This window comes from Streptomyces jumonjinensis, assembly GCF_009600885.1.
Taxonomy (GTDB): Bacteria; Actinomycetota; Actinomycetes; order Streptomycetales; family Streptomycetaceae; genus Streptomyces; species Streptomyces jumonjinensis.
On record NZ_VCLA01000085.1, the window covers coordinates 1 to 19,251 of the forward strand.

The window sequence follows — 19,251 nt, forward strand, 5'->3', positions numbered from 1 at the left end:
AAGAACACCCTCTACAACGGCCGCTGGACCATTCCCACCTTCGAGGAGGTGCTGCGCTGGGCCGAGAAGGAGGGCCGCCGCCGGGGCCGCCCCGTCTGGCTGCACGCCGAGACCAAGCACCCCAGCTACTTCCGCGCGCTCGGGCTCGGCCTGGAGGAGCCGCTCGCCCGGCTGCTGCGGCGCTACGGCCGGGACCGCCGGAACTCCGCGATGTTCCTCCAGTCCTTCGAGCCGAGCAGTATGCGGCGGATGGCGAAGCTCGTCTCCTCGCCGCGGGTGGTGCTGCTCTCCGCCGCGTCCGAGCGGCCCTGGGACTTCGTCGAGGCGGGCGACCCGCGCACGGTCGCCGATCTGGTCAAGCCCGAGGGGCTGGCGTGGATCTCCTCCTTCGCCCAGGGCATCGGACCCACGCTGGACCTGGTCATCCCCAAGGACGCGAGCGGCAGGCTCGGCGAACCGACGACCCTGGTCCGCGACGCCCACCGCGAGGGCCTGATACTCCACCCGTACACCCTGCGGAACGAGAACAGCTTTCTGCCGCTCGACTTCCGGCGCGACCACGGTCTCGAACCGGCCGTCGCGGCCAATGAGTACGGCGATGTGTTCGCCGCCTACCGGCGGTACTTCGCGACCGGCATCGACGGCATCTTCACCGATCACCCCGACACCGGGCTGCTCGCCGCCGCCGACTTCGGCGACTGACCGGGCCCGGCCGCTCCCGGGTGCCCGGCCGGACCGGCCGCCGGTCCGGCCGGGCACTCTCGGTGGCGCCGCCGCCGCTGATGGTGATGTCGCCCCGGGACGGGCCCGTGCGCCGCGAAATCGCAGGAGGGTCGGGAATCTCACAACGAAGTCCTCGCCCAGGCGTTCCCGTGGCCTGGGATCTCCGCGCAGAATGCTCGCGACAGAGGTTGCGGCTCCTGCGCAGGGGGGAATGGAGCGTTAGACAACCGGACGGAACAGGTGAGCGGGAGGCATGCGCACATGGGCATGAGCGTGACCATCTCAGCGGCGCGGGCGCAGGACGCGGAGCACATCCTCAAACTCCAGTATCTCTGCTACCAGAGCGAGGCGGAGCTGTACGGCGACTACGCCATCGAGCCCCTCACCCAGTCGCTCGACGATCTGCGTACCGAGATCGTCGAGGGACACGCCCTGGTGGCCCGGCTCGGCGACGAGGTGGTCGCCTCGGTACGCGGCCGGGTCGAGGCGGACGGCACCGCCCGGATCTCCAAGCTGATCGTGCATCCCCGGATGCAACGCCACGGCCTGGGCGGACGGCTGCTCGACGCGATCGAGGACCAGTTCGCCGGGGAGCCGGCCGCGCAGCGGTTCCAGCTCTTCACCGGCCACCGCAGCGAGGGCAATCTCCGGCTCTACCGCAGCCGCGGCTATGTCCCGGTCTCCCGCGAGCAGATCGGCCCGAAGCTCACCCTGGTCACCCTGGAGAAGGAGGCCACGGCGTCCGCGTACGTCACCAGCGCCTAGGCATGCGGACGGCGGGAGCCGTCAACCCGCCGCCACGGGCTGCGGGCCGCGCGAGCGGCGCAGCCACAGCATCCCCGTGACGGGCAGCAGCACCGGAATGAAGAGATAGCCCATGCCGTACTCCGACCACACCGTGGAATCGGGGAACGCGGACGGCTCCAGCACCGTCCAGGTGCCGACGATCAGCACCCCGGCCAACTCGGCGGCGCAGCAGACCAGCGCCGCCCTGCGGGCCGTCTCTCCGCCGCGCACCAGGGTGTAGGTGATGAAGGCGTACACCACGGCGGCGATGGCGGAGAGCGAGTGCGCGAGCGGGGCCGTGCCGAAGTCGGTGAGGATCTGGTAGACCGAGCGCGACACCGCGCCCACGGACATCACCGAGTACAGCCACACCAGCAGCAGCCCGGGACCCGTGACCAGCCTGGTCCGTTCCGCCCGTCCCTGCGGTTCCTTCCGCCGCTCTCCGTGCGCCGTGGTGACGGGCTCGGCCATCGTCAGCCTCCCCAGATGTCGTAGAGCCGGACTTCGAGCACCGCGAGCACGACCGCGCCGGCCGCCACCGTCGCCGAACCCCAGCGGGTGCGCTCCGCCAGCGAGAGGAAACCGGCCGCCGGGACCGATGCGAACGCCCCGATCAGATAGACGACGAAGATCGTCGAGCCGCCGTGCGCCTTCTCGCCGCGTGCCAGCTGCACGATCCCCACCACCAGCTGCGCCAGCGCCAGCAGCGACACCACGGCCATGCCGATGAAGTGCCAGTCCTTGGTCGGCTGATCGCGGTAGGCGGCGAAACCGCACCAGGCGGCGAGTGCGAGCGCGGTCACACCGACCGCGACCGTCAGGGCGTCAAGCATGGACCCGAGAGTATTACGGGCCGCGGGGGCCGGTGCGCGCGGCCCCGCACGGTCGGCAGGCCCGGCCCCGCACGGCCGGCAGGCCCAGCACCTAAGGACATCACGGACATCCGGTACACCGGCTCCGAGTCCCGGACGGGGACCGTGGCCTGCATGCCGTGGCCTTGACCACAACCCGGCAGCGCTCCGGGCCCATCGCCGCCCCGGCCGTATCCGGTCGCACCCGATCGCTCGGCACTGTCCGCGCAGGTCAGCGCCGAATCCAGGGCGATCGCCGCCGGCCGCCGGGCCGTCCCGCGCAGGAGCGCCGAACTGTCCGGTATTCGGACAGCCCTGATCGGCGGTGAGAGCCATCTGGTTTACTGACCGACATGACCACGACGAGCAGCCGCATCCTTGCGACCGAGGCGAACGCAACGCCCGGTGCTCGTTGTATGTGTCGAATGTGCGCCTTCTGAGGGCCCCTGCCTGTGCCTCGCGCCCCGAAGTGAGAATCGCGGCCGTTTGATCCGGTCACCCGGACCGCCGCCGCGCCGCGCATGTGTCGACCCCCTCCGGCCGCCCCCAGGGCCCCGGTGCGACCGTGCCGCGTTCCGACCACAGAAACCCCGGAAGACGAACGCCCCGTGCCCGGCGAGGAAGCCTGCCGCGCACTCGACAGTGACGGACATCCCAGTGATCACCACAACGGGCCTCACCAAGGTCTACCGCTCGCGAGGACGCGAGATCACCGCCCTGGACGGCGTCGATCTCCATGTCGGGGAGGGCGAGGTGTACGGCGTCATCGGGCAGAGCGGCGCCGGAAAGTCCTCGCTCATCCGCTGCGTCAACCTCCTTGAGCGCCCCACCTCCGGCACCGTGACCGTGGACGGCCAGGACCTCACCGCGCTCGCCGGGCGCGGACCGCGCGCGGGCAAGGAGCTGCGCGCCGCCCGCAGCCGTATCGGCATGGTCTTCCAGCACTTCAACCTGCTCTCCACGCGCACGGTCCAGGACAACGTCGAACTGCCGCTGGAGATCCTCGGCCACTCCGGACGGGCGCGCTCCCGCAAGGCGCTCGAACTCCTCGACCTGGTGGGCCTCGCCGACAAGGCCAGGGCATATCCGAGCCAGCTCTCCGGCGGCCAGAAGCAGCGCGTCGGCATCGCCCGCGCGCTCGCCGGGGACCCCAAGGTGCTGCTCTCCGACGAGGCGACCAGCGCACTCGACCCCGAGACCACCCGCTCCATCCTCCAGCTGCTGCGCGACCTCAACCGCAGCCTCGGACTCACCGTCCTGCTCATCACCCATGAGATGGACGTCGTCAAGACCGTCTGCGACTCCGCCGCGCTGATGGCGGACGGCCGGATCGTCGAGTCCGGCACGGTCAGCGAACTGCTCGCCACCCCCGGCTCCGAACTGGCAGCCGCCCTCTTCCCCGTCAGCGGCGACGCCTCGGACCCCGGGCGCACGGTCGTGGACGTCACCTTCCACGGCGACGCCGCCACCCGCCCGGTGATCTCCCAGCTCTCCCGGACCTACAACATCGACATCTCCATCCTCGGCGCGGCGATGGACACCGTCGGCGGCCGGCAGATCGGCCGGATGCGCATCGAGCTGCCCGGCCGGTTCGAGGAGAACGTCGTCCCGATCGGCTTCCTGCGCGAACAGGGACTCCAGGTCGAGGTGGCCGACCGTGCCGCCCCCACTGTCGCCGACCGTGCCGCCCCAGCTGTCGCCGACTGTGCCGCCCCCATTGTCAAGGAAGGTGCCAAGTGACCTGGTCGGAGATGCGCCCGCTGCTGGAGCAGGCGTCCTGGGACACCTTCTACATGGTCGGCTGGTCCGCCGCCATCGCGGTCGCCGCGGGACTCCCGCTGGGCATCGTCCTCGTCCTCACCGACCGGGGCGGCCTGCTGAGCAACTCCCTGGTGAACAAGGTGCTCGGCCAGATCGTCAACATCACCCGGTCGATGCCGTTCATCATCCTCATGGTCGCCCTGCTCCCCTTCACCAAGGCGGTCGCCGGTACCACCATCGGCCGTGAGGGCGCGATCGTGCCGCTCGCGATCAGCGCGATCCCGTTCTTCGCCCGGCTGGTCGAGACCTCCGTACGCGAGGTCGACGGCGGCCTGGTCGAGGCCGTGCAGTCGATGGGCGGCAGCACCTGGACCGTCGTACGGAAGGTTCTGGTGCCCGAGTCGCTTCCCTCGCTGATCGCCGGAGCCACCACCACCGTCGTCGCGCTGATCGGCTACTCGGCCATGGCCGGCGCGGTCGGCGCGGGCGGCCTCGGCGACATCGCCACCCGCTACGGCTATCTGCGCTTCGAGACCGAACTGATGTGGATCACCGTCGCGATCCTCGCCGTCGTCATCTCGCTCATCCAGTTCGCCGGGGACTACGCCGCCCGGAGCCTGCACCGGCGCGGACGCGGCAGCACCGCGCCCAGGCTGCGGCTCCTCAAGGCGAGCCCGTCCCCCAAGTCCGCCGAGCCCCTCACCGGCGGACCCGCCAAGACCAGCTGACCCGGCCCACCGGGCCGTACCCCGTACCACCCGTACCACCCATGGAGAAAGGCACTTTTCGTGCGTAACACCATCAAGATCACCACTGCCGTACTGGCCACCGGAGCCCTCGCCCTCGGACTCACCGCCTGCGGCACCGAGGCCGGCTCCGACTCCGTCGCCGGCTCGGGCTCCGCCGACAAGACGCTCGTCGTCGCCGCCAGCACCGTCCCGCACGCCGAGATCCTCGGCTACGTCAAGGACAACCTGGCCGCCAAGGAAGACCGCAAGCTGGAGGTCAAGGAGTTCACCGACTATGTGACGCCCAACACGGCGACCCAGAACGGCGAGGTGGGCGCCAACTACTTCCAGCACAAGCCGTACCTCGACGACTTCAACAAGAAGAACGGGACGACCATCGTCCCCGTCGTCACGGTCCACCTGGAGCCCCTCGGCGTCTACTCCAAGAAGACCGAGAGCCTCACCGCCCTCAAGGACGGCGCCACCGTCGCCCTGCCCAACGACACCACCAACGAGGCCCGTGCCCTCAAGCTCCTGGAGCGGAACGGCCTGATCAAGCTGAAGCCCGGCGCGGGCAACGAGGCCACCCCCAAGGACATCGCGGAGAACCCCAAGAAGCTCCAGTTCAAGGAGTTGGAGGCGGCTCAGATCCCGCGCGTCCTCGACGAGGTCGACGCCGCCGTGATCAACGGCAACTACGCCGTCGACGCCGATCTCAGCCCCAAGAAGGACTCCCTCGTCCTGGAATCCGCCGAGGACAACCCCTACGGCAACTTCCTCGCCGTCAAGAAGGGCGATGAGAACGCCCCGCAGATCAAGAAGCTCGCCAAGCTGCTCCAGTCGCCCGAGGTGAAGAAGTTCATCGAGGACGAGTACGACGGCTCCGTCATCCCCGCCTTCTGATCCGCCGGCCGCGCCCGGCCCCGCACCCCTTCGACCGGGGTGCGGGGCCCGCGGCTCTCCGCCTCTCGCACGACTTCGGCACCCTGTGGTGCGGTTCGAACAACCCATGCTGCATGCTGGGCCTTCCGGTAAACCCCCGGTACCGGCTACAGCAGGCCCCTGGTTACGGAGCGGCGCATGACTACCACCTTCCCGGACGTGTCCATCAGTACGGATCGGTTGGTGCTGCGCCCCTTCGAGGAGGCCGACATCCCGGCGTACACCGAGATGATGAACGACGAGCAGATCACCGCCTGGACCACCGCGCCCCATCCCTACACCACCGCCCACGCGGAGAGCTGGGTCCACGCCCTCGCCCCCGCCGAGCGCACCGGAGGCGGCGGCATCGCCCTGGCCGTCACCGAATTCCTCACCCAGCGGCTGGTGGGGGCCGTCGGCCTCCGCAACACCGACTGGCGCACCCGGGCCACCGAGGCCACCTATGTCACCGCCCCCTGGGCGCGCGGTGAGGGATACGCCACCGAATCGCTCCTGGCCACCGCCAAATGGCTCTTCCACGACCAGGGATTCGAACGGCTGGAGCTGCGCACCGCCGCCGGCAACACCGCCTCCCAGCAGGTCGCCCAGAAGACCGGAGCCATCAGCGAGGGCGTACTGCGCAGCGCGTGGATAGCCCGGACCCGGACCGACGACGGCGGCTGGGCCGGGACCCGCACCGATCTGATCGTCTGGAGCCTGCTGCCCGAGGACCTGGAGGGCGGCACGGACGACATGGCGGAGTTCGGCTACGCCTCCTTCACCGAGCTGAACTGAGCCCACGCCCGCCCGGCCCCGGCACTCAGGGCGAACCGGGACTCCGGGCGACCGGGACCCCCGGGCCGATCCGGCCCGGAGGACGCGACAGCGGCCGAACACCCGGGCCGATCCGGTCCAGGAGACGCGACTGTCGCCGGACACCCCGGCCGATCCGCCCCGGAGGACCTGATACCCGGGGCCGATCCGGCCCAGGGAACGCCCGATCCGGGTAACCTCAGCCTGCCCGCTCTGTCCTGGGCCACCCCATCTGCGACGACACCAGGGAGACTGACGACGATGACCGACCGCGTCACGGTGATCGGCTGGGACGGTTCGCCACTCACCGCCGCGGCCCGCTCAGCGCTCTCCGCCGCCACCCTGGTGGCCGGCGCGGCCCATCACCTCGCCCTCCCCGAAGTGCCCGAACGCGCCGAGCGCGTCCGCCTCGGCAGCGTCAGCATCGCCGCCCGGCGGATCGCGGGCCACCGGGGCAGCGCCGTCGTACTCGCCGACGGCGACCCCGGCTTCTTCGGCGTCGTACGCACCCTGCGCGCACCCGAACACGGCCTGGAGGTCGAGGTCGTCCCCGCCGTCTCCTCCGTCGCCGCCGCCTTCGCCCGTGCCGGAATGCCCTGGGACGACGCCCGCACCGTCGTCGCCCACCCCCGTACGCTGCGCCGCGCCGTGAACGTCTGCCGCGCCCATCCCAAGGTCGCCGTCCTCACCTCCCCGGGCGCGGGCCCGGCGGAGCTCGCGCTGCTGCTCGAAGGAGTCCACCGCACCTTCGTCATCTGCGAGGAACTCGGCACCGCCCGCGAGCAGGTCACCGTCCTCACCTCCGACAAGGCCGCCGACCATGTCTGGCGGGACCCCAACGTCGTCATCGTGATCGGCGGCGGCGGCGGTGCCGGCACGGCCGGGACGGGCGGCGGGTGGATCGCCGGTCATGAGCCCGGCTATCCGGGGGGCGTACGCGGCTGGGCGCTGCCCACGCGCGCCGCCGGCGCCGAGCCGCTCGGCGAGGGCGAGTCGGAGCAGCTGCGCGCCGCGCAACTCGCCCGCCTCGGGCCGCGCACCGGCGATCTGGTCTGGGACATCGGCTCCGGCAGCGGGGCGTTCACCGCCGACGCGGCGCGCTTCGGGGCGGCCGTGATCGCCGTCGACTCGGACCTGGCCGCCTGCACCCGGACCGACGCCGCCGCCCGCCGCGCGGGCGTACAGGCCCAAGTGGTGCACGGGCACGCGCCGCAGGTGCTGGAGCGGCTGCCCGAACCCGATGTCGTACGGGTCGGGGGCGGGGGAGCCGCCGTGGTCGCCGCCTGCGCCGACCGCCGCCCCGAGCGCATCGTCGCCCATGCCGCCAACCGCGACGAGGCCGAGGCGATCGGCGCCGCGCTGACCAGCGGCGGCTACACCGTGGAGTGCGCGCTGCTCCAGTGTGTGGAGCTCGATCCGAGGGGTTGGGAAGAGCGTGAGCGATCCGTCGTCTTCCTGCTCTCGGGGCGGGCTCCGGACCGCGCCCCATGACCTTGGACGTCAGTGGCGCGAGGTAGGCTGGCCGATCGTTGTACCGCACTCCGGCCCATCGTCGCCCTGTTCGCCGATGACCGGACGGACCGGAAAAGCAGTGCCGTTTCACTCCGGTTCGTGGTACGTCGCAACCGGGGGACGCGCAACGTGGCGCAGCCCACAGCGGACCGTGGCGGATCTCCCTGCCATGACCGCGAACGGCCGCGAGAATGCTGGGAGCTCCCGGGGCGATCGTGCCGCGTGGCGCACGCGCTCGTTCTTCTTGACGAGCGTCGGGTGTGCCATGACCGTGCGTCCGGGCGCTGAGCGAAGAATTCACAACCGATGGGCGAGGGGTACGCATGACTGACACCGGCCAGGTCCCGGGCGAGGGACTGCCGGAGAACGCAGGCGTGGTGGAGCAGCAGCCGGGCATGCCCGGTTCCGGTGCCTACACCTTCCTGGACCCCTCCGCGCATGGTGTTGAAGAGGACGATCTGCTGCTGATGCCCGGGGCGCAGGGGGCGTGGAGCGATCCTCAGATCGTGCCGCCCGCGCCGCAGCCGGAGCAGTTCGCGCCGGGCGCGGAAGCCGCAGCCCCGGATGTGGTCCCGGCTCCCGAGCTGGCCGCGCCGACGGATCTGGGCGTGCCCGAGCCGGGTATACAGGCCGTCGCGGAGCCGGTGGGCCAGGGGATGGCGCCGGTGCCCGCGGCCGTCGAGGAGCAGCCCGCCGCGATGGCGTCCGCCGTCGTCGAGCAGCCCGCTCCGGCAGCGATGCCGCCGTCCGCCCGGCGTCCGCTGCACATGGGCCCGCCGCTGCCCGACAACTCCGGTGGCGTGGTGCGCTCGCTCGCCGACCGCGGCCCGGCGGGCGTGCCGTCGCACCCGCTGACCGCGCAGCCCCTTCCCGGGCCGGCCGCCACCGGCGCGGAGCACGCCGACGTCCCGCGCGAGGACCCGCAGCCGGTGCTGCCGGGCCCGCAGTTGGGGGAGATCCCGCCGCAGGCCGGGGCCCCGTGGGGGCCGCAGGCTCCCCAGCCGGCAGTTGTGGCCGCCCCAGCAGAAACGGTCGTCCCGGTGGCCGAGCCCCCCGCCCCGGTCGCCCCGGCGGCCGAGAGACCGGAGCCCGCGCAGGCGCCGGTCGTGGTTCCCGCGCCCGTGGAGGCCGTGCCGCAGCCCGCCGAGGAGGCTCAGCAGCAGCAGCAGCAGCCGGCGGCGCAGCCCGTCCGGGTTCAGCAGCCTGAAGCCGCGCCGGTGACAGAGCCGGCGGTGGTGGTGGTTCCCGAGCCGGAGCGGATCGTCCAGGCTCAGCCCGAAGCCGCGCCGGTGGCTGAGGCGCCCGAGCAGCAGCCGGGGGCGAGCGCTCCTCGGACGGAGCCCGCTGCGGTGCCGGTGCTGGTGCCGGAGCCGGAGCCGGAACCAGCCGTGACGCCGGAACCGGTGTCCGAGCCGCTTCCCCCCGCCGCGGTCGAGCTCTCCGCTGAACAGCCCGCCCCTCCGGCCCCGCCCACCGAGGCGGTCGCCGCCTCGGAGACGGCTTCAGCTCCTGAAGAGGGCGCTGTGCCCGAGGCGGTGGTCTCCGCTCCTGAAGAGGGCGTTGTGCCTGAGACGGTTCCCGTGCCCGACGCGGTTTCTGTTTCCGCACCTGAGGCCGCCCCCGCACCTGAGGCGACCCCTGTTCCCGAGACGGCGCCTGTTCCCGAGGCGATCCCCGCCGTGGAAGAGGGCGCCGCGCCCGAGGCGGTTCCCGCGCCCGAGGCGCCCCCCGTCTCCGAGGCAGCCCCGATGATCGAGGCGACCCCCGTCGTCCCGGCGGCCCCCGCGGCTGAGGCTCTCCCGGCCCCTGAGACGGCGCCCGCTGTCGAGACGGCCCCTGTCCAGGAGGCAGCCCCCGCCGCCGAGGCCCCCCCGGCGCCTGAGGCCGTCCCCGCTCCCGATCTCGTACCCGCCCCTGAGACGGCCTCCGTCTCCGAAGCGGCCCCGGTCCTTGAGACGGCCCCGGCAGTCGAGGTGACTCCGGCCCCCGAGACGGCCCCGGCGGCTGAGGCGACCCCCGTTCCCGCCCCGGCTCCGGAGGCTGAGGCGACTCCGGCTCCCGAGACCGCCCCCGAGACCGCTCCCGTCCCCGAGGCGATCCCGGTCCCCGACGCCGCCCCGGCCCCCGAGACCCCCGCCGTCCCCGAGACCGCCCCCGAGGCCGAGGCCGAGCAGGCCCCGGCCGTGCCGCGGACCCCGCCCGCCCCCGGGTACGACGACGCCGAGCGCGAGGCCGTACTGCGGGTCATGCGCGAGCGCCGGGACATCCGCAACGGCTTCCGCGCCGACCCCATCCCGCACGAGGTGCTGCTCCGGGTTCTGGAGGCCGCGCACACCGCTCCCAGCGTCGGCCACTCACAGCCGTGGGACTTCGTCGTCATCCGCTCCGCCGAGACGCGGCGCACGATGCACGAACTCGCCCAGCGCCAGCGCGACGCGTACGCCAAGTCGCTGCCCAAGGGCCGGGCCAAGCAGTTCAAGGAACTGAAGATCGAGGCGATCCTCGACACCCCGGTCAACATCGTCGTCACCGCGGACCCGACGCGCGGAGGCCGCCACACGCTGGGCCGGCACACCCAGCCGCAGATGGCGCCCTACTCCTCGGCGCTGGCGGTGGAGAACCTCTGGCTCGCCGCGCGGGCCGAGGGGCTCGGCGTCGGCTGGGTCAGCTTCTTCGACGAGCGCGAGATGGTCCGCGCCCTCGGGCTGCCGGAGCACCTGGAGGTCGTGGCGTATCTCTGCGTCGGATACGTGGACGAGTTCCCCGAGGAGCCCGAACTGATGCAGTCGGGCTGGTCGAAGCGCCGCCCGCTCTCCTGGGTTGTCCATGAGGAGACATACGGCCGCCGCGCGCTGCCCGGCGAGGAGCCGCACGATCTGCTCGCGGAGACCGTGGCCAACATCCGCCCGCTCGACGCCAAGGCGCTCGGCGAGGCGTGGGAGCGGCAGAAGCGGATGACCAAGCCGGCGGGCGCCCTGGGCATGCTGGAGATCATCTCCGCGCAGCTCAGCGGGCTCTCCCGGATGTGTCCGCCGCCGATCCCCGAGCCCGCGGCGGTCGCGGTCTTCGCGGGCGACCACGGGGTGCACGCCCAGGGAGTCACGGCATGGCCCCAGGAGGTCACCGGCCAGATGGTCGCGAACTTCCTCGGCGGCGGCGCGGTCTGCAACGCCTTCGCCAACCAGGTCGGCGCGGAGGTCTGCGTCATCGACGTCGGCGTCGCGTCCGATCTCCCGGCGACGCCCGGGCTGCTGCCCCGGAAGGTGCGCCCCGGCACGGCGGACTTCACCACGGGCCCGGCGCTGACCCGGGAAGAGGTGCTGTCGGCGATCGAGGTCGGCATCGAGACGGCGCGGGACCTGGTCGCGGCGGGGAACAAGGCGCTGCTCACCGGTGAGATGGGGATCGCCAACACCACCGTCTCGGCGGCCCTGATCTCCGTGTACACGAGTGTGGACCCGGTCGAGATCACCGGCCGGGGCACGGGCATCAACGATGAGATGCACGCGCGCAAGGTCGATGTCGTACGCCGTGCGCTGGAGCTCCACGCGCCGGATCCGTCCGACCCGATCGGTGTGCTCGCCGCGGTGGGCGGCCTGGAGCACGCGGCGCTGGTCGGCCTGATCCTGGGCGGCGCCTCGCTGCGTACGCCGGTGCTGCTGGACGGGGTCTCGGCCGGGGCGGCGGCGCTGGTGGCCCGGGCGATCGCGCCCGAGGCGCTGGCGGCGTGCATCGCCGGACACCGCAGCGCGGAGCCCGGACATGTGGCGGCGCTGAACAAGCTCGGGCTGCGACCCCTGGTCGACCTGGATCTGAGGCTCGGCGAGGGGACGGGAGCGCTGCTGGCGCTGCCGGTGGTGCAGAGCGCGGCAAGGGCGATGCACGAGGTCGCGACGTTCGATTCGGCGGGCGTGACCGAGAAGTAGCTCCAAATCGAGCCTCGCCGGCGATCGAGGCGCGGGGGTTCGGGGCCGGCCCCCGACCAGGGCCCGCGCCGGTCAAGGCGGGCAGTACACAAGGCGCCCCGTGGGGTTCCCCCGGACGAGCCCGGGGGAACCCCATTCGCCTCGCCCCCGGCCGGGCGACCCCGCGCAGGCCCCGCCCCGCCGACGGACGACGACACCTCCGGGCCCCAGCTCGGCGCCCCCGGCCCAGGCCCGCCCGAGGCGCCCCCCCCGGGGGGCAAGGCCCCGCCCCCCGGGGGGGGCAGGGTACGGACGCGCCCCCGCCCGCACCGTAAAGTTGGCCGCGAGACAGTGCCCCACCAGCCGCTTCGCCGACGCAGCGGCTCCTTGCCACGCTTCCCCCACCCCCGCAGAACACAGCGCGCCCGTATCGCCCGAGGAGTCCCCGTCATGGTTGATCACCCCGCCTACCCCGTCGGACTCCGTCTCTCCGGACGCCGCGTCGTCGTCATCGGCGGCGGCCAGGTCGCCCAGCGCCGGCTCCCCGCGCTCATCGCCGCCGGCGCCGACATCGTTCTCGTCTCCCCCTCCGCCACCCCCTCCGTCGAGGCCATGGCCACCGCGGGCGAGATCCGCTGGGAGCGCCGCCGCTACACCGAGGGCGACCTCGCCGACGCCTGGTACGTCCTGATCGCCACCACCGACCCCCAGGCCAACGCCCAGGCGTCCGCCGAGGCCGAGCGCTCCCGCGTCTGGTGCGTACGCTCCGACGACGCCAACGCCGCCACGGCCTGGACCCCGGCCAGCGGCCGCTCCAAGGGCGTCACCGTCGCCGTGCTCACGGCCGACCCGCACGACCGCGACCCCCGCCGCTCCGCCGCCCTCCGCGACGCCATAGTGGAGGGTCTGCGCGACGGGACGATCGCGGCGCCGCACCACCGTACGAGGACGCCCGGCGTCGCTCTCGTCGGCGGCGGCCCGGGCGACCCGGACCTGATCACCGTCCGGGGCCGCCGGCTGCTCGCCGAGGCCGACGTGGTCATCGCCGACCGGCTCGGCCCGCGCGATCTGCTGGCCGAGCTGCCCCCGCAGGTCGAGGTGATCGACGCGGCGAAGATCCCGTACGGCCGTTTCATGGCCCAGGAGGCCATCAACGCGGCCCTGATCGAGCATGCCAAGGCGGGCAAGGCGGTCGTCCGGCTCAAGGGCGGCGATCCGTTCGTCTTCGGGCGCGGCATGGAGGAGGCCGAGGCGCTGGCGGCTGCGGGCATCCCCTGCACCGTGGTCCCCGGGATCTCCAGCTCCATCAGCGTGCCCGCGGCGGCCGGCATCCCGGTCACCCACCGTGGGGTCGCCCATGAGTTCACCGTGGTCAGCGGCCATGTCGCACCGGACGACGAACGCTCCCTGGTGGACTGGGCCGCGCTCGCGCGGCTGCGCGGCACCCTGGTGGTCCTGATGGGCGTCGACAAGATCGGCGCCATCGCCCGGGCCCTGGTCGCGGGGGGCCGCGACCCGCACACCCCGGTCGCCGTGATCCAGGAGGGCACCACCGCGGCCCAGCGCCGGGTGGACGCCACGCTCGCGACCGTCGCGGACACCGTGGCCGCCGAGGAGGTACGCCCCCCGGCCGTGATCGTGATCGGCGAGGTCGTCGGAGTCGGAGTCGGAACCGGGATCGGCACCGGCACCGGCACCGGTACTGACTCCGGCACCGGTACTGACTCCGGTACTGACGCCGCCCCGGCCCGCCCCACGCCGTGACGAGCCTCCCGGACCTCCCTGACGGGCCGGGCGCCCCGTGTTGTCTCCAGCATCCCCACCCGGCACCGGTCGTAGGCCGTGCGCCGGTGCCACACCCCTGCGAAGGCGGTACCACCCATGGCCGATCTCATCGTCGTCGAGGACCCCGACGACCCGCGTCTGCGCGACTACACCGGTCTGACCGACGTCGAACTGCGCCGTAGGCGCGAGCCCGCCGAGGGCCTCTTCATCGCCGAGGGCGAGAAGGTCATCCGGCGTGCCAAGGACGCCGGTTACGAGATGCGGTCGATGCTGCTCTCCGCGAAGTGGGTCGACGCGCTGCGGGACGTCATCGACGAACTGCCCGCACCCGTGTACGCGGTGAGCCCGGAGCTCGCCGAGCGCGTCACGGGCTACCACGTACACCGCGGAGCGCTCGCCTCCATGCAGCGCAAGCCCCTGCCGGCGGCCGGGGAACTGCTGACACGGGCCCGCCGGGTCGTCATCATGGAGTCGGTCAACGACCACACCAACATCGGCGCGATCTTCCGCAGCGCGGCGGCCCTCGGCATGGACGCCGTGCTGCTCTCGCCGGACTGCGCCGACCCGCTCTACCGCCGCTCCGTGAAGGTGTCGATGGGAGCGGTGTTCTCGGTCCCCTACGCCCGGATCGACACCTGGCCCTCAGGGTTGGAGGCGGTCCGCGAGGCGGGCTTCCGGCTGCTCGCCCTCACCCCCGACGAGCAGGCCGTCTCGATCGACGACGCGGCGCCGCACCGGCTCGACCGGGTCGCGCTGATGCTCGGCGCGGAGGGGAGCGGGCTGACCGCCCGGGCGCTGCGGGCCGCCGACGCCTGGGTGCGCATCCCGATGGCGCACGGGGTGGACTCGCTCAATGTGGGCGCGGCGGCGGCGGTGGCCTTCTACGCGGTCGCCACGGGCCGCCCCGGGAACTGAAGGCTGAGGTCGCTGGGCCGCCGCCCCCGGCTGAGGTCTTTCACCGGGCCGCCGGGGCGGCGAACCCTACAGCCGCTGCGCGGCGGCGATGCCCAGCGCCACGATCAGGGTCACCACGACGAAGACGACGATCCGCTGCCGCAGCAGCCTCGGATTGGCCGGCCGCCGCCCGGCGGAGGTTGTGCGCGCGCCGGGCCTGGAACCCTGACGGCCGTTCGTACGGCCGGTGTTGCGCGACGGCTGGGGCCGCGCGCCGCCGGTACGCGACCCCTCGGTACGGGAACCGCCGGTACGAGCCCCTCCGGTGCGCGGGTCGCCCGTCCGGGGACCTCCGGTGCGCGGCGGGTGGGGGTGCGGCCCCGAGCCCCCGGCGGTACGCCGCTCGGCCCGCTCCGCCCGCTCCAGCCGCTCGGTCCGCTGCACCCGCTCCGGATAGCGGGCGGTGGGGCGGTCGGGGTCGGTGCGCTCCCGCTGCACCGGGGGCCTGGCCTCGGAGAGCCCCTGGGCCTCGCGGGCCGCGATCTCCTTGAGCCGCATGGAGAGCTGAAGGGTGCTGGGGCGTTCCTCGGGGTCCTTGGCGAGACAGGCGCGCAGCAGCGGAGCCAGCGCGTCGGGCACTCCCTGGAGCTGCGGCTCCTCGTGGACCACGCGGTAGAGCATGACTTCGGAGCCGCCCTGGCCGAAGGGGGAGTCGGCGGTCGCCGCGTAGGCCAGGGTCGCGCCGAGCGCGAAGACGTCCGTGGCGGGCGTCACGGCGACTCCGCGCACCTGCTCGGGCGCGAGGAATCCCGGGGAGCCGACCGCCGTGCCCACATGGGTCAGGGTGCTCGCGCCGGTCGCCCAGGCGATGCCGAAGTCGATGATGCGGGGGCCCTTGGGGGAGAGCAGGATGTTCGACGGCTTGAGATCGCGGTGGACGACGCCGGCCTCATGGACCGCGACCAGACCCTCGGAGAGCGCCGCCCCCACGGCGGCGACCTCGGCGGCCTGGAGGACCCCCTCCTCGGCCACCCGGTCGTGCAGCGAGGGCCCGGGGACGTACTGGGTCGCGAACCACGGGCGGTCCGCCTCCAGATCCGCCGCCACCAGCCGGGCCGTGCAGCCGCCGCGGATGCGCCGGGCGGCCGAGACCTCGCGGGCGAAGCGCGATCTGAACTCCTGGTCCTCGGCCAGATCCGGCCGGATCACCTTCAGCGCGACCCGCTGGCCGCGCCGGTCCGATCCCAGATAGACGACGCCCATCCCGCCCGCCCCGAGCCGCCGGTGCAGCCGGAACGAGCCGACGACACGCGGATCCTCGCGCCGGAGCCGCATCATCGCCATGTCCGTCCCCTACCTGGGAGTGGGACCCGCCCACCCCCCTGCCTGCGGCGGGGGAACACCCCGCCCCTGCTGAGCGGGTGGGAGCGAGCCCCACCCCTGTCCAGCGGGTGAGTGAAGGACCCATCCCGCTGCCTGATCGTCCATTTTCGCCGTGGCCCAGCTTACGTACCCCTGCCCCGGTGCGCTCATAGGCCGCGCCCTCGGGGGCCGATCGATTGTCAGTGCCGGGTGGGAGACTTGAGGAGTGGTCAGGGCGCGGAGGGTCCAGCGGCCCCGGCTTATGCGAGATCTCAACGGACCATCGCCGAAGGGGGATTGGATCGATGAAGGGTGACCGCGTGGAGATAGTGGTGGACGCCGGAGACACCACCCGTACGTACGAAGTCGTGGCAAGCCGGGCAGGGCGGCGGGTGGAGACCGCTGTGCGCAGAGGGGTGGTGGAAGTGAGCGAAGTCACCCGCAGTGGATCGGTGGTGCGGACGGCGCGTTTCATGGCCACCAGGGTGCTCGCTCTGGTGGAGCAGCCGGTGCCCGCCGAAGCGCCTGGAGACCTCCCCCGGGAGCGTCCCCTCAGGGAAGACCCCAAGTCCTAGGACCGCTTCTCCACCCAGGGGAGTACATGAGAGGCGGGCGGCTCATCCTCGGGGAGGCCCGGCAATCGGTACGCGGGCATGACGCCGGGGTCCCGGCCGTTGCCTAGTGTTGAGGTCAAGCGGCGGGTGCAGCACTCGTCCCCCGAGGTCAGACACCCGCCGCTGCCATATACGACAGGAGAGGAACCATGGCGGACACGGCATCGCGGACGATCATCCGCACGCAGGGACGCAGGGCGTACGCCGCGTTCGGCGGCAGCCGGTCCGGACAGCGCCACCCCCTGGTGGCGACGGCCATGGTCCTTCCCCTGGCGGCCCTGCTCGTAGTCGCCTTCGGCGGCTGGGAAGCGGTGGTCACACAAGCGTCGTCCGTGGGCGTGATGCTGGGGCGCTGAGCGGCGCTCCGGACCCGGAAGAGCGGTCCGGGTCGGGGACATCCGGCCATAACCCCGTGGGGACGGGGGTGCGGCGGACGGCAGCGATGGCCGGTCAGCTGGGGAGCTGACCGGCCATAGCGCTGTCCGGCCCCGTTCGGCCCCGTTCCGCCCCGGTGGGACCGCCTGCCCGCGCCTCGTCTTCCGTACTCGTCGGCAGGCTCGCGCCCGCGTCCTCGGCGCTCTTCGGCAAGGCTCGCGCCCCGTCTTCCACGCTCTTCCGCAAGGCCCGCGTACTCCGGCACGGCAGACCCCCGGCCCCTGGCACCAGGCCCCTGGCACCAGGCCCCTGGCACCCGGCCCCCGGCCCTCGGCCCCCGGCCCCCGCACGGGCCCGGCGGACGGGGCGTCGACGGCACGCCCTAGGCTCGCGGGCAGCGCCGTTATGCCGTCGGGGGAGATCGTGAGCACCGCACTCGTCACCGCACTCACCTCAGCCGCCCGCCGGGCGGCGCATCCCGGTGACGACTCGCCGTCCTGCCGAGGGGCCTGCGGCGGAGGGGAGACCGTGCTCGCGGACCGGGACGGCGGGCTCGTCGTACGGCACGGGGAAGCCGTCGCCAAGGCGCACGACCCGGTCACCGATCCGGCCGGGCACCGCGCGCGGCTCGCCGTCGCACGGCATCCCCGGCTCGCCGGGATACTGCTGCCGCCGCTGCCCCTGCCGGTGCGAGAGCTGCACGAGCGGCCCGTCACCGCCTGGCCCTACGGTCTGCCCGTCGACCCCGGCGACCCGGACTCCGCCCCCTGGGAGGAGGCCGCGGCGCTGCTCGCCCGGCTGCACTCCACCCCGCCCGGCGAGCTGCCGGGGCCGCTCCCGCCGATGCGGGGCCCGGCCAAGGCGGTACGGGCCATCGCCCGGATGCGGGCGTCGGCGGGGGAGCACCCGGCCGCCGCTGCCGACGCCGTCGAGCGGGCGTGGGCCGGGCTGCCTGCCTGGACCAGGGGCGAAGCGCCCCCACCACGGCGTGATGTCCTCTGCCACGGCGATCTGCATCTGGGGCAGCTCGTCCGCCATCCCGCCCCGGCCGGCCCCTGGCTGCTGATCGACATCGACGACCTCGGGCTCGGCGACCCCGCCTGGGACCTGGCCCGCCCCGCCGCCTGGTATGCGGCGGGCCTGCTCGCCCCGGAGGTCTGGCAGCGGTTCCTCGGGGCGTACACGGCCGCGCACGGCCCGGCGGTCGACCGCGACGGCGACCCCTGGGCGCGGCTGGACATCCCCGCCCGCGCCCTGACCGTGCAGTCGGCGGCGCTCGCCCTCGCCCGCGCCGCGGCCGAGCGGCGCGCGCCGGACGAGGTCGATGAGGCCGTCATCGACGCATGTGACCGAATCGCCTGCCTCCCGCCCGAGTTGTAGCGTGCCGACCCGTCGTAGGCTGCTCTCGTCCGCCGAGATCATTCCGGCGGTGACGATCGATCGGCGAGGAGCTGAGTACGACCATGCAGTGTCCCAAGTGCCATGCACCGATGCACACCTACAACCGCAACGGCGTCCAGATCGAGCAGTGCAGCGGCTGCCGGGGGATATTCCTGGACTATGGCGAGCTTGAGGCCCTGACCCGGCTGGAGTCCCAGTGGACCCAGCAGGCGCCGCCCGCCGCTCCGCCGGCCGCGCCCGCCCCGCAGGCGTACCCGGCCGCGCCCGCCCCGGCCTGGGGCGCCCCGCAGCACGGCGGCCACCACGGCGGTCACCAGGGCGGCCACGGCCACCACCGCAACAACCGGGGCTTCGGCCGGATGCTCTTCTCGTCCTGAGCGACCCACAGACGACGGAACCCCCGGCCGTGGAAACGGCCGGGGGTTCCGGTCAGTGCGCGATACTGGGATTGAACCAGTGACCTCTTCCGTGTCAGGGAAGCGCTCTCCCGCTGAGCTAATCGCGCGGGGACCCCGGTCTGAGACCGGAGAGGAATCCTTGCGGATTCAGTGGACGATACTGGGATTGAACCAGTGACCTCTTCCGTGTCAGGGAAGCGCTCTCCCGCTGAGCTAATCGTCCTTGGAGGTGGAGACGGGATTTGAACCCGTGTAGACGGCTTTGCAGGCCGTTGCCTCGCCTCTCGGCCACTCCACCCGGAGTGCGGGGGGTCGGGAAGATCCCCCTACATCGAGCGGACGACGAGATTCGAACTCGCGACCCTCACCTTGGCAAGGTGATGCTCTACCAACTGAGCCACGTCCGCCTGTCTTTTCCGTTT

16 protein-coding genes, 4 tRNA genes and 1 pseudogene are annotated in these 19,251 nt (G+C 73.0%); 14 read left to right on the forward strand and 7 right to left on the reverse strand.

What is annotated here, in order from left to right:
- On the forward strand, positions 1-702 hold a 702-nt coding region (locus FF041_RS10130), incomplete at its 5' end, for a glycerophosphodiester phosphodiesterase family protein (protein WP_267133183.1).
- Positions 703-984: 282 nt separating this feature from the next.
- A complete protein-coding gene (locus tag FF041_RS10135) occupies positions 985-1,488 on the forward strand; it encodes a GNAT family N-acetyltransferase (RefSeq protein WP_153485957.1) in 504 nt (167 codons plus the stop codon).
- Positions 1,489-1,509: 21 nt separating this feature from the next.
- On the opposite strand, the gene FF041_RS10140 is transcribed toward FF041_RS10135, so the two are convergent.
- Both FF041_RS10140 and FF041_RS10145 read right to left on the reverse strand, forming a co-directional pair.
- The gene (locus tag FF041_RS10140; protein WP_228388124.1) at positions 1,510-1,980 is read right to left on the reverse strand and encodes a hypothetical protein; all 471 of its coding nucleotides are present in this window, start codon (positions 1,978-1,980) and stop codon (positions 1,510-1,512) included.
- A 2-nt stretch (positions 1,981-1,982) separates the two neighbouring features.
- Complete coding sequence (locus tag FF041_RS10145) at positions 1,983-2,342, reverse strand: hypothetical protein (RefSeq protein WP_153485956.1); 360 nt, start codon at positions 2,340-2,342, stop codon at positions 1,983-1,985.
- Positions 2,343-3,017: 675 nt separating this feature from the next.
- On the opposite strand from FF041_RS10145, the gene FF041_RS10150 reads away from it, so the two are divergent.
- The 8 genes and pseudogenes from FF041_RS10150 to FF041_RS10185 all read left to right on the forward strand — a co-directional run bounded on the left by FF041_RS10150 (position 3,018) and on the right by FF041_RS10185 (position 14,700).
- Positions 3,018-4,100, forward strand: a complete 1,083-nt coding sequence (locus tag FF041_RS10150; protein ID WP_323391555.1) for a methionine ABC transporter ATP-binding protein — start codon at positions 3,018-3,020, stop codon at positions 4,098-4,100.
- Positions 4,097-4,849, forward strand: a complete 753-nt coding sequence (locus FF041_RS10155) for a methionine ABC transporter permease (protein ID WP_323391557.1) — start codon at positions 4,097-4,099, stop codon at positions 4,847-4,849. The genes FF041_RS10150 and FF041_RS10155 overlap by 4 nt, the downstream gene beginning before the upstream one ends.
- A 60-nt stretch (positions 4,850-4,909) precedes the next feature.
- Positions 4,910-5,752, forward strand: a complete 843-nt coding sequence (locus tag FF041_RS10160; protein ID WP_323391559.1) for a MetQ/NlpA family ABC transporter substrate-binding protein — start codon at positions 4,910-4,912, stop codon at positions 5,750-5,752.
- A gap of 177 nt (positions 5,753-5,929) precedes the next feature.
- Positions 5,930-6,565, forward strand: a complete 636-nt coding sequence (locus tag FF041_RS10165) for a GNAT family N-acetyltransferase (RefSeq protein ID WP_153485954.1) — start codon at positions 5,930-5,932, stop codon at positions 6,563-6,565.
- Between the two features lie 279 nt (positions 6,566-6,844).
- Positions 6,845-8,074 (forward strand): precorrin-6y C5,15-methyltransferase (decarboxylating) subunit CbiE, encoded by a 1,230-nt coding sequence (gene cbiE, locus FF041_RS10170; RefSeq protein WP_153522242.1) that lies wholly within the window; start codon positions 6,845-6,847, stop codon positions 8,072-8,074.
- A 344-nt stretch (positions 8,075-8,418) separates the two neighbouring features.
- Positions 8,419-12,021, forward strand: coding sequence for a nicotinate-nucleotide--dimethylbenzimidazole phosphoribosyltransferase (gene cobT / locus FF041_RS10175; protein ID WP_153522244.1), 3,603 nt, complete (start codon positions 8,419-8,421; stop codon positions 12,019-12,021).
- 429 nt (positions 12,022-12,450) lie between these two features.
- Positions 12,451-13,668, forward strand: a pseudogene (cobA, locus tag FF041_RS10180) (uroporphyrinogen-III C-methyltransferase); the annotation flags it as partial.
- A gap of 213 nt (positions 13,669-13,881) precedes the next feature.
- A complete protein-coding gene (locus FF041_RS10185) occupies positions 13,882-14,700 on the forward strand; it encodes a TrmH family RNA methyltransferase (protein WP_153522248.1) in 819 nt (272 codons plus the stop codon).
- A 66-nt stretch (positions 14,701-14,766) separates the two neighbouring features.
- On the opposite strand, the gene FF041_RS10190 is transcribed toward FF041_RS10185, so the two are convergent.
- On the reverse strand, positions 14,767-16,023 hold the full coding sequence (locus tag FF041_RS10190) for a serine/threonine protein kinase (protein ID WP_153522250.1): 1,257 nt from the start codon (positions 16,021-16,023) through the stop codon (positions 14,767-14,769).
- A 323-nt stretch (positions 16,024-16,346) separates the two neighbouring features.
- Here FF041_RS10190 and FF041_RS10195 point away from each other — a divergent pair, with 323 nt between their 5' ends.
- The 4 genes from FF041_RS10195 to FF041_RS10210 all read left to right on the forward strand — a co-directional run bounded on the left by FF041_RS10195 (position 16,347) and on the right by FF041_RS10210 (position 18,808).
- On the forward strand, positions 16,347-16,616 hold the full coding sequence (locus FF041_RS10195) for a hypothetical protein (RefSeq protein ID WP_153485945.1): 270 nt from the start codon (positions 16,347-16,349) through the stop codon (positions 16,614-16,616).
- Between the two features lie 188 nt (positions 16,617-16,804).
- A complete protein-coding gene (locus FF041_RS10200; protein WP_153485944.1) occupies positions 16,805-17,011 on the forward strand; it encodes a hypothetical protein in 207 nt (68 codons plus the stop codon).
- A gap of 442 nt (positions 17,012-17,453) precedes the next feature.
- The gene (locus tag FF041_RS10205; protein ID WP_323391562.1) at positions 17,454-18,410 is read left to right on the forward strand and encodes a phosphotransferase family protein; all 957 of its coding nucleotides are present in this window, start codon (positions 17,454-17,456) and stop codon (positions 18,408-18,410) included.
- An 83-nt stretch (positions 18,411-18,493) separates the two neighbouring features.
- Positions 18,494-18,808, forward strand: coding sequence for a TFIIB-type zinc ribbon-containing protein (locus tag FF041_RS10210; RefSeq protein WP_153522254.1), 315 nt, complete (start codon positions 18,494-18,496; stop codon positions 18,806-18,808).
- 56 nt (positions 18,809-18,864) lie between these two features.
- Here FF041_RS10210 and FF041_RS10215 read toward each other — a convergent pair.
- The 4 genes from FF041_RS10215 to FF041_RS10230 all read right to left on the reverse strand — a co-directional run bounded on the left by FF041_RS10215 (position 18,865) and on the right by FF041_RS10230 (position 19,236).
- Positions 18,865-18,936, reverse strand: a tRNA-Val gene (locus FF041_RS10215).
- A 44-nt stretch (positions 18,937-18,980) separates the two neighbouring features.
- Positions 18,981-19,052 (reverse strand) — tRNA-Val (locus tag FF041_RS10220).
- A 1-nt stretch (position 19,053) separates the two neighbouring features.
- A tRNA-Cys gene (locus tag FF041_RS10225) sits at positions 19,054-19,127 on the reverse strand.
- Between the two features lie 36 nt (positions 19,128-19,163).
- Positions 19,164-19,236: transfer RNA gene (locus FF041_RS10230), tRNA-Gly, on the reverse strand.
- Positions 19,237-19,251 lie beyond the last annotated feature (15 nt).